This window comes from Pseudomonas sp. DC1.2, from assembly GCF_034351645.1.
Classification (GTDB): domain Bacteria; phylum Pseudomonadota; class Gammaproteobacteria; order Pseudomonadales; family Pseudomonadaceae; genus Aquipseudomonas.
In genome coordinates, this window is sequence record NZ_CP133782.1 from 1518304 (window position 1) to 1532350 (window position 14047).

Sequence of the window (14047 nt, forward strand, 5' to 3'; positions counted from 1 at the left end):
GTGTTATTGGAGGGTGATCGACGGCGGTCGGCAATTGAGGGTCATCCGGGTTCCGCCCTGCACACTGTTGCCGACGTCGAGCTTGAACCCGTGCAAGGTGATGATCGCGGCCACAATCGACAGCCCGAGCCCGAAGCCACTCTGTTGCCTGGCGTCGTCGCAGCGATAGAAGCGTTGGAAGATTGCTTCGCGTTCGGTTTCAGGAATGCCGGGGCCTGAATCCAGGATTTCGATCCGTGTGCTGCCGCCGTTGTTGCTAGCCTTGAGGATGACTTCGCCGCCACACGGTGTGAACTTGATTGAGTTGCTCAGCAGGTTGGCCAATGCCTCGAATAACAACGCCCGGTCTCCGTAAAGCGATGGCAGCGAGTCGGGACACTGCAAGCGCAACGTGAGGCGGGCTTCATCGGCGAGCGGCAGGTAAAAGTCATGCACTTCCAGCAGCAACGGTATCGGGTCAAGCTGGACGAAGTCGCCGCGACGTTGATGATCTTCCAGCTCGGAGATGCGTAACAGGCTGCGAAAACGTGCCATCAGGGCGTCCGCCTCGCCGATGACTTTGTTCATCTGTACGGCTTGGGACGAACCCTCACCGGCCTGCTGTTGCAGGCGATAGAGTTGCGTACGCAAGCGGGTCAGGGGCGTGCGCAAGTCATGGGCGATGCTGTCGCACACGCCTTTGACCTCGTGCATCAACCGCTCGATACGTTCGAGCATGGCGTTGACGATGGCGGCGAGCATGTCCAGCTCATCGCGTCGATCCGACAACGGCAGGCGCTGGGTCAGGTTGCCCGCGACGATGGATTCGGCGCTGGCCTGAATTGCCCTGATTCGCCGCAACGGGCGGCGGCGCAACAGCTGCCAGCCGGCGATACCGGGAATGACGGTCAAGGAAATCCCCCAGAGCAGCGCATGCAAGATGATTTGGGTCACCGCAAACAATGAACCGTTGTCCCGCACCAACACCAGCCAGCGACCGTTTTTAATCGGCGTGGCCACGGCATCGCAACTGGATTGGGGCAAGGAGGGATCGTCGGAACCCACACAGTTGCTCAGCTCATGAATCTGGCCGTCCAGCGGCAAATTTTCGGGAATGCTGTGGATTGGGCCGTTCAAAGGTTTTTTCTGGCGGTCGAACAGGCCGAAGGCGTCCACACTCGGTATATCGAATGTAGTGTTACTGGTAAGGGCTTCGATCAACTGGTCGTCTTGCAGCCGTGCGAACAGGTGCTGGCGCTGCATCAGCGAATGCCGGGCCAGGTTGTTCATGTAACTGGACACTTCGTAATACAGCCCGCCCATGAGCACGCCGCTCCAGAGCACAAACAAGCCGCTGTACAGCGCCAGCAGTCGACTGGTCGATGAACTCCAGCCTCTAGAGGGGTTCAGCAATGACATAGCCCGAGCCTCGCATCGTGCGGATCAATGGCGTCAGGCCGGGCGGATCGATTTTTTTGCGCAGACGGCCGATATGCACGTCGATCAGGTTGGTGCCCGGGTCGAAGTGATAGCCCCAGACTTCTTCGAAAATCATCATCCGCGAAAGAATCTGCCCAGGATTACGCATCATGAAGGCCAGTAATTTGTACTCGGTGGGCAGCAGGCTCAGCGGTTGATCCGCCCGGTTGGCTTCGTGACTGATCAGGTTGAGTTCCAGGTCGGCGACACGCAGGGTGGTTTCAAGGGCGCCGACCGGGCTTTTACGGCGCAGCAGCACTTCGACGCGGGCAGCCATCTCATCGGTGGCAAACGGCTTGGACAAGTAGTCATCGCCGCCAGCCCGAAGGCCGCGCACGCGTTCATCGACGTCGGACAGGGCGCTGATCATCAAGATCGGTGTCGCCACGCCAATCGCCCGCAGGGTGGTGACAATGGCCAGGCCATCCAGTTCGGGCAGCATGCGGTCGAGTGTGATCAGGTCGTAGTCGCCACTGACCGCACGCACCAGCCCTTCGCGGCCGTTGTCCACCCAATCGACTTCAAAGCCGTGACTTTGCAACTCAGTGACGATTTCCCTGGCCGTGATCGCATCGTCTTCTATGGTCAAAATACGAGACATGTCGGTTACCTGATGATGAGTTCCGGATGTCTGATTTTGCCAATAAACGTTGCTCGACTTTCTGATGAAAGTTTCATGTGCGATACAGATGAACGGGTCAGCCACAACCTTGACGCCCCCCTCGATTTTTTTGGCACGCGGTGCCATTGCCCAGACGTGCGCCATTGCATCGAACTCAACGATCAAGCCAGCGCTTGTGTCGCCAGTTCAGCCTCGCGTTGGGTGATGGCGGCTTCCAGTTCCGGGGAGCGTTTTGCCCATTGTTCTGGGGGGAGCGGTTTTGACCATTCGATGATGTCGGGGTGGGGTAGGTCGGGTGGCGGCGATAACTTCCATTCTTGCAACATCATTGCCAGTGGCCCACCCAGAAATACCGCCCCAATTACCAGCCACGCCGCTTTGCCAACTTCCTGCGCGACCAAGTGCTGCCTGATGCCATCCAGATAGGCACAACAAATGCCCCAAAAGACGCCTCTACCCCGTAGCTTTTCTCGTCCGCCCTCAAAGTCATTTGTGATTGGTAGAACCTGCGGCCCGATCTCCATGTAACTGCGCATGCACTCCCACAACGCCATGGCCGTGGTGCCACCGCCGCAGTTGAAGCCCAGGGAAAAATGCTGGTTGTCTTCCTCGGCCAGCGGGTCAGGGTTTTCGAAACCGATGATCAGCAAACCCATCGTGGCTTTACCGGCCTGACTGACCGATGACTGCTGCGTGGCGGCGGCGGTGACGCTTTCCCAGGGCACGATCCAATATTCGCCGTCTTCGCGGGGGACGCAGACTTCGCGGCGTTGGCGGTTGAAGCGCACTGGGAGGGGCACTTTGCGGAAGAGGGCACTAATCAACATGAGCGCAGGAATGCCAGTGATTATCCCTCCCCCGATAAGAGTAAAAGCGCTGAGATCAGGTGCAATGTTTCTAAGTCCATAAGCCAACCCCAAAAACAACATCACCATCGGCCACATCGTCATCACGGCCGAACCGATGCTGTAGTTACCTATATCCAAGAACACTTCGTTCTTGCGCCAGATGATGTTGAGCACGTCCAGCGGCTTTTCTCCCGTAGGGATTGGCAACGGCGCCAGATAGTCATTGCGCGAAAGCATCCGTTTTTTCGTGGTGCCTGCCGGTGGTGTACTCATGCTTTGTCCTTGGGTTGCAGGTAAACACCGCCGGGGTGCTCCGCGCCGAGCGGGTAATTCGGGGCACGGTCCAAGTGTGGCGTCGGGTCGCCCCGCAGCTCTATCACGCCAGTGGTGTCGTTCAGGGTAAACGCCAGCCCTTGTTCGCCACCGATGAAGTTCTGGGCGCCGAGCATGACAATCAGCGGCGTGCGATAGCGCAAACGAAGTGAGACCGTGGTGGGGGTCGAACTCAGTATGTTTTTCAGTGTGTTGAACGGACCGCTCAAGCGCAGGCCCTGACCTTCCTTGTACGGTATCCAGTGGCAGGTGCTGCTGGATAACCAATGAGGTGTCATGTCGCGCCATGGCCTCGGGGTTTTGTACGGGTGGATCGGGCGGTTTTTGATCTGGTTACGAGAGGCGTGGGTATTCGTCGTCAAGCCGACGCTCGCTCCGCCTGCGCGGCCAGTTCAGCCTCGCGTTGGGTGATGGCGGCTTCCAGTTCCGGGGAGCGTTGTGCCCATTGTTCTGGGGGGAGCGGTTTTGACCATTCGATGATGTCGGGGTGGGGTAGGTCGGGTGGCGGATTGAGTTTCCAGCGCTCGAGCACATCGATCAGCAGCGTGTTGAAGATGAAGATCCCGCAGAACCCTTCCCAGAGGACCGTTACGAACCAGCCTCTGAGTTTTGAGGCTTTGATCAGATCGTCCAGGTAAGTCGCCCATATTCCTTTCGACCTGTCGAAACGCGCTGTTTGATCCTCAACAGCTTGCGGCCCAACTTCCATATAACTGCGCATGCACTCCCACAACGCCATGGCCGTGGTGCCGCCGCCGCAGTTGAAGCCCAGGGAAAAATGCTGGTTGTCTTCCTCGGCCAGTGGGTCAGGGTTTTCGAAACCGATGATCAGCAAACCCATCGTGGCTTTACCGGCCTGACTGACCGATGACTGCTGCGTGGCGGCGGCGGTGACGCTTTCCCAGGGCACGATCCAGTACTCGCCGTCTTCGCGGGGGACGCAGACTTCGCGGCGTTGGCGGTTGAAGCGCACTGGGAGGGGCACTTCACGGAAGAGGCCTTGGATCAAAATCAATGAAGGGATACCAATGATGATTAGCGCCGCAATCCAGATCATTCCAGGCTCCGGAGTGATGTAACCCATCAATACAAACACCATCAGTGTGGGCCACATCACCATCACCGCCGAACCGATGCTGTAGTTACCTATATCCAAGAACACTTCGTTCTTGCGCCAGATGATGTTGAGCACGTCCGAGGGTTTTCTACCTGTCGGGATCGGTAACGGCGCCAGGTAGTCATTGCGCGAAAGCATCCGTTTTTTCGTGGTGCCTGCCGGTGGTGTACTCATGCTTTGTCCTTGGGTTGCAGGTAAACACCGCCGGGATGCTCCGCGCCGAGCGGGTAATTCGGGGCACGGTCGAGGTGGGGCGTCGGGTCACCCCGCAGCTCTATCACGCCAGTGGTGTCATTCAGGGTAAACGCCAGCCCTTGTTTGCCACCGATGAAGTTCTGGGCGCCGAGCATGACAATCAGCGGCGTGCGATAGCGCAAACGAAGTGAGACCGTGGTGGGGGTCGAACTCAGTATGTTTTTCAGTGTGTTGAACGGACCGCTCAAGCGCAGGCCCTGACCTTCCTTGTACGGTATCCACTGGCAGGTGCTGCTGGATAACCAATGAGGCGCCATGTCGCGCCATGGCCTCGGGGTTTTGTACGGGTGGATCGGGCGATTTTTCATCTCGTTACGAGAGGCGTGGGTATTCGTCGTCAAGCCGACGCTCGCTCCGCCTGCGCGGCCAGTTCAGCCTCGCGTTGGGTGATGGCGGCTTCCAGTTCCGGGGAGCGTTGTGCCCATTGTTCTGGGGGGAGCGGTTTTGACCATTCGATGATGTCGGGGTGGGGTAGGTCGGGTGGCGGATTGAGTTTCCAGCGTTCGAGCACATCGATCAGCAGCGTGTTGAAGATGAAGATCCCGCAGAACCCTTCCCAGAGGACCGTTACGAACCAGCCTCTGAGTTTTGAGGCTTTGATCAGATCGTCCAGGTAAGTCGCCCATATTCCTTTCGACCTGTCGAAACGCGCTGTTTGATCCTCAACAGCTTGCGGCCCAACTTCCATATAACTGCGCATGCACTCCCACAACGCCATGGCCGTGGTGCCGCCGCCGCAGTTGAAGCCCAGGGAAAAATGCTGGTTGTCTTCCTCGGCCAGCGGGTCAGGGTTTTCGAAACCGATGATCAGCAAACCCATCGTGGCTTTACCGGCCTGACTGACCGATGACTGCTGCGTGGCGGCGGCGGTGACGCTTTCCCAGGGCACGATCCAGTACTCGCCGTCTTCGCGGGGGACGCAGACTTCGCGGCGTTGGCGGTTGAAGCGCACTGGGAGGGGGACTTTGCGGAAGAGGGCACTAATCAACATGAGCGCAGGAATGCCAGTGATTACCCCTCCCCCGATAAGAGTAAAAGCGCTGAGATCAGGTGCAATGTTTCTAAGTCCATAAGCCAGAGCTAAAAACAACATCACTCCTGGCCATAGCACCATCACCGCCGAACCGATGCTGTAGTTACCTATATCCAAGAACACTTCGTTCTTGCGCCAGATGATGTTGAGCACATCCGAAGGTTTTCTACCTGTCGGGATCGGTAACGGCGCCAGATAGTCATTGCGCGAAAGCATCCGTTTTTTCGTGGTGCCTGCCGGTGGTGTACTCATGCTTTGCCCTTGGGTTGCAGGTAAACACCGCCGGGATGCTCCGCGCCGAGCGGGTAATTCGGTGTACGGTCCAAGTGTGGCGTCGGGTCGCCCCGCAGCTCTATCACGCCAGTGGTGTCGTTCAGGGTAAACGCCAGCCCTTGTTTGCCACCGATGAAGTTCTGGGCGCCGAGCATGACAATCAGCGGCGTGCGATAGCGCAAACGAAGTGAGACCGTGGTGGGGGTTGAACTCAGTATGTTTTTCAGTGTGTTGAACGGACCGCTCAAGCGCAGGCCCTGACCCTCCTTGTACGGTATCCACTGGCAGGTGCTGCTGGATAACCAATGAGGCGCCATGTCGCGCCATGGCCTCGGGGTTTTGTACTGGTAGATCGGGCGGTTTTTGATCTGGTCGCGGGAGTCCTGGGTATCAATCGGATCGCCGATCATGCTCATTTCCAGATAAACACTGCCCGGCTCGGCCCCCGGTAAATCGATGGTCAGGGTGTCGATGGAGCTGACGAACGTGAGGCCGGACGGGCCATTACCCATTGCCGACTGCGAACTGCTTTGCATCGTGATCCTCGGTGCATAAAGGATGCGGTATAGCCGGTCGAGTTCGTTCATTTGGGCTTTGGGCGGGATAGGTGCCAAGTCGTGCGCCCGGCCTTTTGCCCAGCAGCAGAAATTCAGGAAGTTTTGCAGCGGGGTTTGCTGCATGATCGTGGCAATCAGGTACGACACGCCCAACCCGAACAGGATCCAGTTCAACGGGCCCATGTACAGGGTGTAGCGTAAGATGGCGGCTTCGACGGTGATTGAGCCTGCCAACGCGCGAGTGGTGTAGCCAAAACCTAACATCGCCTGGGCGCCGAAGGCTGCGACTTGTCCACCGACCGCGATTTGACGCATCTCCAGCCAGGGATCGATTCGGGTTTGTGCGTTTTCCAGTTGTAGTTGCAGGGACTTGAACTCAGCGCCTGCTGCAATAAATGACAATCCACCAATCACCCCACCAAACAACGTAAGCGTCGGAGCAGCAGACGAACGAATAAAAAACCGATCCTTCCCCAACCCCTTCCGCACCTGATTATCAATCACCGCCGTAAGCGCCGCCCCCGCATACAACGTCGCCGACAGCGTGTCATTCACCCGCCGACTTTCCATCCCCTCCAACACCTCCGCCTCACGCCAATACCTCTGCGCATTCACCACGTTCAGCAACAGCGCCGCCAACGGCAACACCCCGCCGCTGTTCACCACCGCCGGCGAATTCAAAATCCGCTCAATCCGTCCCGTGCCAATGGCCCGCCCGGTCGCTTTGACCCAAGCGTCCAGCGCTTCCGCCTGCTCACCCAGCATTTTCCACACTCGCCGGCCGTTCTCGACCAGCATCCCCAACGGCGCGTTGTTGCCCAACCGGTTGGCGATGAGCAGGCCCATCCAGGCGCGGCTGAACGCGTCGTCGCCCTTGAGCAACAGCAGCGCCGCTGCCAGTCGGTTGACCAGCACGCTCCATGAGCTGCTGACCTCACGGGCCATGGCCGCGATGTCGTCCAGGACCAAGGTGCTCAGCGGCGCCAAGGCTTGATAGGTGGCACTGACGTTGTCGGCGGCCAGCGCCGCCATCAGTTCGTTCAGGCGCGAGACGTTGTTAACCGCCGCATCGATCGAGGGCGCCCAGCCGTTGAACAGGTGTTTCAGCGCGCCGTCATCGGTGGTTCGCACGTAATCGGCATATTGCTCAGCGCCCTCGGCGCGCAGGCATTGCGCGGTCAGGCAGCCGGTGGCCAGTTCGGTCAGCCAGTGGCGGGTGGGCAGGTCGTGGTAATCGACAAACCAGGTGCCGTTGTGCGAGCGCGTGAGGTACACGCCACGGTCGGCGAACAAGGCGGTATGACGAGCGTCGATCTGCCGGTAATGGTCGGCGGCGGTGTGCGAAAACCAGTGGTCCATGGCCTTGAGGTCGATGTATTCGTCGACCTTGGCACTCCAGTGATGATTGTTGAGATTCGCCTGTTTTTCGGCGCGGTACTCGCGCACGACAAACTCTGCTTCGTTGTACAAATCCGCCGGGATAAAGGCCCGCACCGGGGCGACGATGGCCGCGATACGCCCGTCCCTGGCGCGGGTTTGGGCCTGCGTGGGCTGGCCGCCGTACTGCCGGGCCTGGGTTTCAGCCCTGAGTTCTTCATCGAGTCGCTGCTGGGTCGCCAGCATCACCTTGCCCTGGTCCGGGGTCAGCTCGATCTCGCGATCCTTGTAGCGATAATTGAGCGAACCGGCCAGTTCGGCGCCATCTTCGCTGATCAGGCTGCGAACAAAGCCGCCGATGCTCAAGCGCAGGTGGTTATCCCCCAGCCAGGTTTCGTGGCTCGCTTCAATCCATTCTTGCTCATGGTTGATGTCGCGCAACACGCCCAGATCATCGTCGAGGCAGGCAAACACGGCGAACAGGTATTCAGCTTGCTCCTTGGCGTTGTCCAGCCAGTTCTGAGTGCCTTGGCCGTCCCACGCTTCGGCGCTCCACTCGCCGGGCGGTTGATCGCTGGCCTCGGGGTATTGGGCAAGGACTTTTTCCCGCTCACGGGCGCGGTGCATGGCATCGGTGTAGGCCTTGATGTTGACCGGGGTCGGCTCTTTCATCAGGGTGGCGCCGAGCGCATCGGTGTTTTCGACGGCCCTGAGCTGGTCGACTTTCATCGAGCGGGCGAAGGTATTGGGCCGCAGCTCGGCCATGACCTGAGCGGCTTTTTCCAGCGGCGGGCAATGCTCGGCTTGAAGCTCATTGGCCACGGTGCGCAACGCCACATGGCGCATGTGCTGTTGGCGTTTGGCGCTGCTGTCGGTCAGTGCCTGGCAGTGCTCGGCGTTCAGCGGGAACTCGCTGTAAAGCATCCACGCGTTGTGGATTTTTTGCAGGGCCAGACCGGCCAGCGTGGCGTCGAGCACCGGAGTGGCATCGGCCTCCAGCGCTTGCTCCTTGAACAACCCGTTCGGCGACACCGCATAGCGTTTGAGCAGGCCCTGGTCCTGCCACATATACACAAACCCCGCGCGCAAGCGTCGCGCCGCCATAGGTCGGCTTTTGGGTGTTACGCCGGGAACGCAGCACGGGTCGTCGGCCTTTTCTTCGGCCAAGGCATAGCGCACGGGCACCACGAAAAGCTCAGGCTGGCTGGCGGGGCAGGGCCAAACAGTGCAGTTGATATCGACGTGAGGTGCGGCCTTGGCGGCGCGCTCGGCCCGAGCGGCGTTGTCGACCATCGCCAGTTTCTTTGCGCTCATGGGCAGGACTCCGTGGTGGAGATTCGCCGCGCGCTCAGGTGCTTGTCGTCAGAGGGGAGGGCATTGAGATTGTTAGAAGCAGCGGGAGTTTGCAGCGGGAAGTGTGTCGTATTGGCCGCATGGGACATACGCTTATCCTTAAGCCGAGAAGAGATAAAGCGCAATGTCCAAACCGTCCTTGGTCTGTGCGCGCGAAAACTGGCCAGCACGTTAACAAGCGTTGACGCGGATGAATGTAGGACTAGTCGCCGAGTCTCGTGCGAGCTTTCCGAATATCAAAGGGTGTGGTCGAGCGAGGTGGTTAAAATGATGTCGAGCTCGCATCAGGGATCTTTCGATGTCTGATCGGCTGAGGGGTTGGATGTTGAAACCACAGAGAGAAGAATCTGAAAAATGGTTGTTGCCTGACAGGTGCGTTGCCTGACACCGGCCAAGTCTCTTTTCGCCCAAGTAAACCTTTACCGAAGAGAGCGGTTAATCAAGACCGTTGAACGTGCAGTTTTGCAACCGGTGTTCTGCTTTGTGGCAATAGACCTGAACCGTCACAGGCTGAAAATGACGTAACCTCTTGCTCATTCAAAAACGCCGCATGCTCATGGAGGAGCCGCGGCGTTTTTTTCAGGGAGTAGCGCGGTCAGAGATTTTTTGCGCTTACTCGTCTTTTTTCATCAACCCTGCCAACGCCGCAAACGGGTTGTGCGTGGCTTTGGCGATTGTCGGCGAGCTGAGGGAGCCTTCGCCGAAATACTGCTGGTCGGTGTAGCGCGAGTGTTCGTTGTCATGGCAGAAGAGACAGAGAAGTTCCCAGTTCGAACCGTCCTGTGGGTTGTTGTCGTGGTTATGATCGCGGTGATGCACGGTAAGCTCGCTCAGGCGCTTGCCGGCGAACTCCCGTGTACAGCGGCCGCACACGTGTGGGTACATTTTCAAGGCTTTATCGCGATAGCCCATGTCCTTGTCGCGTTTGGCGTCGGCCAAAATACGATCCAGCTTCGCGGTGTTGGTAGGCGTTGACGAACTCATGGGTTCACCTTTGTAAAAAGACTAATGACGGTTATGAGCAATAAAAAGGAGTTTAGCTCAGCCCTTGAGTTTCTCGGCAATCCAGATGGTGTGGCGCGTGCCCTTGTTGCCGTGGGCAAAGACCTGGACTTCCTCGGCCTTGAAACCGGCCTTCTTCAATTTGTCGGAAAACTGCCGGTCGGCACTGGCCGACCACACGGCCAGCACGCCTTTAGGCCGCAGGGCCTTGGCGCAAGCGCTCAGGCCACCGGTAGAGTAGAGCCAGCTATTGGCCTTCTGCGTCAGGCCTTCCGGGCCATTGTCGACGTCGAGCATGATCGCATCGAAACCGTGCGGCTCGGCTTGCAGGACCTTGGCTACGTCTTCCATGCGAATCACTGTTCGTGGGTCGAGTAGTGGGTTACCGGCCTTTTCGCCCAGCGGTCCACGGTTCCATTCGACGACCCCCGGCACCAGTTCGGCCACCACCACTTCAGCCGTTTTGCCCAAGTGCTTGAGGGCCGAGGCGAGGGTGAAGCCCATGCCCAGGCCGCCGATCAATACGCGCGAATTCGGGCGGCCGGCGACTTTGCGGCACGGGATTTCAGCCAGGGCATCTTCGGAGCCGTGCATCCGGGTGTTCATCAATTGCCCGCCATCGCCACCCTGAATCTTGATGACGAAATCTTCACCGTATTCGAACAGGCACAGGGCTCCGCCGTTGTCAGGGATGGGAGCGGTGTCGAGCAGAACGAAACGTTTCATGGGACTCTCAATCAGGAGAAATTGGCAGACAGCAGGGCAAACGGGCGCGGTTAAGAGTAGCCTGCGAAGTAGACAACAAGGCCAACGGAGCCATTGATGAAGCGCACCATTCTAACGGTCATTACCTTGGCCGCGCTCTCGATAACTGCAGTGCAGGCCCAGGAGCAGCAAACCATCCCTACCAGTCCCTTGCCGATGTCCGGTTCGCCAGGCACCGCGACCCCAACGCCGTATCCGCAAATTACCCCTACCAGCGTACCGAAGACTGGCGCCGGCAATGGAGGAGCGCCGCTGTTACCACGCATCGAAATGCCCAATCCGCCCAAGGACCAAACCTTGCCGGGCCTTGAGCAGAACAGCACGAAAATCAAGTCGCCGGGCGGTTAAACCTGTTGCGACAACAGCTGCCCATCGGCCATGCGCAGACGTTTAGAGAGAGAGACAGCGAGGGCGCGGATGATTTTGGCGGCGATTTTTGGCGCATCGTTAAGCATCTTTTCCAGCGAGTCCTTGCCCAGGTTGAGTAGCTGGCAGTGACTGGCGGCCACGCAACTGGCCGAGCGCCGTTCGCCGTCAAGCACGGCCATTTCGCCGAACGCCCGACCGCTACGCAGGGTGGCCATGGTCACCCGTTGCCCGTCGCTGCTGCTCTTCTGCACCGCCACCTGGCCGGTGTGGATGATGCACATGAAGCTGCCTGCATCGCCCTCGTGGAAAATCTCTTCACCTTGCGCCACGGTGCTGATGCTGAAGTAACCCGAGGCAGCAGAGAAGTCTGCCGGCAGCAGCTGATTGAACAAGCCACAGTCCATCAGCCAGTCGCGGATTTCGTTGTTCAGTAAGGTCGGTTCTGACATGTCGTCACGGTCTTTTTTTGTGGTCTGTTGCTGTTCAGGGGCCAGGGCTCACCGCCCATCCCTTCTGGTAGTAAGTCTCTTGTATCGGCCCGGTATCTGGTCTTAAGACCGGAACGCCGGGCCAAGTTCCTCAGGCGATGCCCCACACCTTGAAAACAAATGCGTATTCGAGCGCTACGTCACGTAATCCCTGATATCGACCACTCATGCCGCCATGGCCGGCGCCCATTTCGGTTTTGAGCAACAGGGGATTGCCGTCGGTTTTGGTGGCGCGCAATTTTGCCACCCACTTGGCCGCTTCCCAGTACTGCACGCGACTGTCGTTGTAGCCCGCAATCACCAGCGTCGGGGGATACGCTTGCGCGCTGACGTTTTCGTAAGGAGCGTAGGCCTTGATCCGCTCATAAACCTCGGGCTCTTCAGGGTTGCCCCATTCGTCGTATTCAGTGACCGTCAGTGGCAGGTCAGGGTCGAGCATCGTGTTGAGAACATCGACGAACGGCACTTCGGCAATCGCCATACCGAACAATTCCGGCCGCTGATTGAGCACGGCACCGATCAGCAGACCTCCGGCGCTGCCGCCACTGATCGCCAGTTGCGAGGCGCTGGTGAAACCGTTGGCGATCAGGTGTTCGGCACAGGCAATAAAGTCGCTGAAGGTGTTGTGCTTGTGTTCCTGCTTGCCTGCGCGGTACCAGGCTTCGCCCAACTCACCGCCACCGCGCACGTGAGCGATGGCGAAGGCCACGCCGCGATCCAAAAGACTCAAGCGCGCATGAGAGAACCACGGGTCGAGGCTTTCGCCATATGCGCCGTAGCCATAGAGATAAAGCGGCGTCGGCTGACCCAGTGCTTCGCGTTTGACCACCAGGCTGATTGGTACTTGCGTACCGTCCGGCGCAGTTGCCCACAAGCGCTGGCTGACGTAGGCGTCGGCATCGAATGTGCCGAGCACCGGGGTTTGTTTGAGAACGGTTTGCGCGCCAGTGGCCAATACCAACTGTCGGACCTGTGCCGGACGGTTCAACGCCTCGTAGCGTAGACGGATCCGGTCGCTGACAAACTCCAGGCTGTTTTGCACGTGCAGGCTGTAGGCCGCGTCCGGCAGCTGCACGCGATAAGGCGGCAGGCCCTGTGGGCGAACTTCGATGATCGGCAAACCACCTTCACGCAGGCTTAAAGTCACGGCTTCGATGTTCAGGCTCAGGCCTTCGAGCATCACCGTTTCGCTGTGGGGGATCAGGTTCTGCCAGTCGACCTCAGTCGGCACCACGCCAGTATCAGTAGCCTGATACAGCGCAAAGTTGATGCCATCACGGTTGGTGCGAATGAACCAGGTCCATTGACCGTCGAGGGTGCCGTGATCGACATCGTACTCATGGTCTTCGACCCTGCTTGCCAGGCAGGTAAAGGCGTGATGTGGCTGGAACGCGTCGAGCGCCCAGACTTCGCTGGTGGTCTTGCTGGCCAGTGATAACAGCAACTGCTGTTCGGAGCTGGAGCGGTAGCAATGCAGGAAGAAGCGGCCGTCCGGTTCGTGGAACACCTCTTCGGCCGCCGTGCCGTCCAGTCGATAGCGCAACAGCTTGTGCGGGCGATGGGTGTCGTCCAGTTCGCCGAAAAACAGCGTCAAGCTGTCGTTGGCCCAGGTCATGCTGCCGTCGCAGTCCTCGAACTCCAGCTCGCTGACCTTACCGTTGGACAACTCTTTGACGAACAGCGTGTAAATCTCATCGCCCGTGGTATCGAGGCTGTAGGCCAGACGCTGATGATCCGGGCTGATGCTGAAGGCGCCGAGAGAGAAAAAACCGCCATTGGCCAGCACGTTCGGGTCCAGCAACAGGTGTTCCTGGCTTTCGTCGATAAACAGACTGTCGTCGGCCGGGCGTGGGCAGCGATAGTGCCGCGCGTATTCGTCACCGGCCGTGGTGCGGGTGTAATACAGGTAAGGGCCCCAGGGCGAGGGCAGCGACAGGTCGGTTTCCAGGATCCGGCCCTTAATCTCTTCGAACAGGGTTTCACGCAGCTCGGCCTGATCGGCGGTTTGTGCCTCTTGGTAGCTGTTTTCGGCCTTGAGGTAGTCGAGCACCGCGTCGGTGTCGCGCTCCTGCAGCCAGGCATACGGGTCAGAACCCGGGGCCTTGTGGGCAATCGGGGCGTTGGTGACGTTCGCGGATAAGGGCATGAATGGCTCTCGGACGATGACAAATGATGGCCGGGCAGACGGCGGGGCAGC

General features: G+C 59.0%; 13 protein-coding genes. 1 reads left to right on the top strand and 12 read right to left on the bottom strand.

Annotated features, from left to right (window positions below):
* Positions 1 to 3 precede the first annotated feature (3 nt).
* From RHM68_RS06815 to RHM68_RS06860, 10 genes are all read right to left on the bottom strand, one after another.
* Positions 4 to 1398: a HAMP domain-containing sensor histidine kinase gene (locus RHM68_RS06815; RefSeq protein WP_322221205.1), complete on the bottom strand. Its 1395-nt coding sequence runs from the start codon at positions 1396 to 1398 to the stop codon at positions 4 to 6.
* Entirely contained in the window at positions 1376 to 2059 is a 684-nt protein-coding gene (locus RHM68_RS06820) for a response regulator transcription factor (protein ID WP_322221207.1), read from the bottom strand. Before RHM68_RS06820 ends, RHM68_RS06815 begins: the two co-directional genes overlap by 23 nt.
* A gap of 182 nt (positions 2060 to 2241) precedes the next feature.
* A complete protein-coding gene (locus tag RHM68_RS06825) occupies positions 2242 to 3201 on the bottom strand; it encodes a hypothetical protein (protein ID WP_322221209.1) in 960 nt (319 codons plus the stop codon).
* Complete coding sequence (locus RHM68_RS06830) at positions 3198 to 3623, bottom strand: hypothetical protein (protein ID WP_322221211.1); 426 nt, start codon at positions 3621 to 3623, stop codon at positions 3198 to 3200. Before RHM68_RS06830 ends, RHM68_RS06825 begins: the two co-directional genes overlap by 4 nt.
* The gene (locus RHM68_RS06835; protein WP_322221213.1) at positions 3620 to 4552 is read right to left on the bottom strand and encodes a hypothetical protein; all 933 of its coding nucleotides are present in this window, start codon (positions 4550 to 4552) and stop codon (positions 3620 to 3622) included. The genes RHM68_RS06830 and RHM68_RS06835 overlap by 4 nt, the downstream gene beginning before the upstream one ends.
* Positions 4549 to 4974, bottom strand: a complete 426-nt coding sequence (locus RHM68_RS06840; protein WP_322221215.1) for a hypothetical protein — start codon at positions 4972 to 4974, stop codon at positions 4549 to 4551. The genes RHM68_RS06835 and RHM68_RS06840 overlap by 4 nt, the downstream gene beginning before the upstream one ends.
* Positions 4971 to 5918, bottom strand: a complete 948-nt coding sequence (locus tag RHM68_RS06845; protein ID WP_322221218.1) for a phage holin family protein — start codon at positions 5916 to 5918, stop codon at positions 4971 to 4973. Before RHM68_RS06845 ends, RHM68_RS06840 begins: the two co-directional genes overlap by 4 nt.
* Positions 5915 to 9187, bottom strand: coding sequence for a toxin VasX (locus RHM68_RS06850; protein WP_322221220.1), 3273 nt, complete (start codon positions 9185 to 9187; stop codon positions 5915 to 5917). Before RHM68_RS06850 ends, RHM68_RS06845 begins: the two co-directional genes overlap by 4 nt.
* Positions 9188 to 9838: 651 nt before the next feature.
* On the bottom strand, positions 9839 to 10210 hold the full coding sequence (locus RHM68_RS06855) for a YajD family HNH nuclease (protein WP_322221222.1): 372 nt from the start codon (positions 10208 to 10210) through the stop codon (positions 9839 to 9841).
* A 57-nt stretch (positions 10211 to 10267) separates the two neighbouring features.
* Positions 10268 to 10954: a hypothetical protein gene (locus RHM68_RS06860; RefSeq protein WP_322221224.1), complete on the bottom strand. Its 687-nt coding sequence runs from the start codon at positions 10952 to 10954 to the stop codon at positions 10268 to 10270.
* 96 nt (positions 10955 to 11050) lie between these two features.
* Here RHM68_RS06860 and RHM68_RS06865 point away from each other — a divergent pair, with 96 nt between their 5' ends.
* Complete coding sequence (locus RHM68_RS06865; protein ID WP_322221226.1) at positions 11051 to 11341, top strand: hypothetical protein; 291 nt, start codon at positions 11051 to 11053, stop codon at positions 11339 to 11341.
* On the opposite strand, the gene RHM68_RS06870 is transcribed toward RHM68_RS06865, so the two are convergent.
* The gene (locus tag RHM68_RS06870; protein WP_322221228.1) at positions 11338 to 11811 is read right to left on the bottom strand and encodes a cyclic nucleotide-binding domain-containing protein; all 474 of its coding nucleotides are present in this window, start codon (positions 11809 to 11811) and stop codon (positions 11338 to 11340) included. The two genes, RHM68_RS06865 and RHM68_RS06870, sit on opposite strands and share 4 nt — an antisense overlap.
* Before the next feature lie 130 nt (positions 11812 to 11941).
* The gene (locus RHM68_RS06875; protein ID WP_322221230.1) at positions 11942 to 13996 is read right to left on the bottom strand and encodes a S9 family peptidase; all 2055 of its coding nucleotides are present in this window, start codon (positions 13994 to 13996) and stop codon (positions 11942 to 11944) included.
* Between the last annotated feature and the right edge of the window lie 51 nt (positions 13997 to 14047).

What these genes read in the sequence shown, in the direction of transcription:
- RHM68_RS06815 (WP_322221205.1), bottom strand. Translation starts at nt 1,398, where the DNA reads ATGTCATTGCTGAACCCCTCTAGAGGCTGGAGTTCATCGACCAGTCGA.
- RHM68_RS06855 (WP_322221222.1), bottom strand. Translation starts at nt 10,210, where the DNA reads ATGAGTTCGTCAACGCCTACCAACACCGCGAAGCTGGATCGTATTTTG.
- RHM68_RS06860 (WP_322221224.1), bottom strand. Translation starts at nt 10,954, where the DNA reads ATGAAACGTTTCGTTCTGCTCGACACCGCTCCCATCCCTGACAACGGC.
- RHM68_RS06875 (WP_322221230.1), bottom strand. Translation starts at nt 13,996, where the DNA reads ATGCCCTTATCCGCGAACGTCACCAACGCCCCGATTGCCCACAAGGCC.
- RHM68_RS06820 (WP_322221207.1), bottom strand. Translation starts at nt 2,059, where the DNA reads ATGTCTCGTATTTTGACCATAGAAGACGATGCGATCACGGCCAGGGAA.
- RHM68_RS06835 (WP_322221213.1), bottom strand. Translation starts at nt 4,552, where the DNA reads ATGAGTACACCACCGGCAGGCACCACGAAAAAACGGATGCTTTCGCGC.
- RHM68_RS06850 (WP_322221220.1), bottom strand. Translation starts at nt 9,187, where the DNA reads ATGAGCGCAAAGAAACTGGCGATGGTCGACAACGCCGCTCGGGCCGAG.
- RHM68_RS06870 (WP_322221228.1), bottom strand. Translation starts at nt 11,811, where the DNA reads ATGTCAGAACCGACCTTACTGAACAACGAAATCCGCGACTGGCTGATG.
- RHM68_RS06865 (WP_322221226.1), top strand. Translation starts at nt 11,051, where the DNA reads ATGAAGCGCACCATTCTAACGGTCATTACCTTGGCCGCGCTCTCGATA.
- RHM68_RS06825 (WP_322221209.1), bottom strand. Translation starts at nt 3,201, where the DNA reads ATGAGTACACCACCGGCAGGCACCACGAAAAAACGGATGCTTTCGCGC.
- RHM68_RS06845 (WP_322221218.1), bottom strand. Translation starts at nt 5,918, where the DNA reads ATGAGTACACCACCGGCAGGCACCACGAAAAAACGGATGCTTTCGCGC.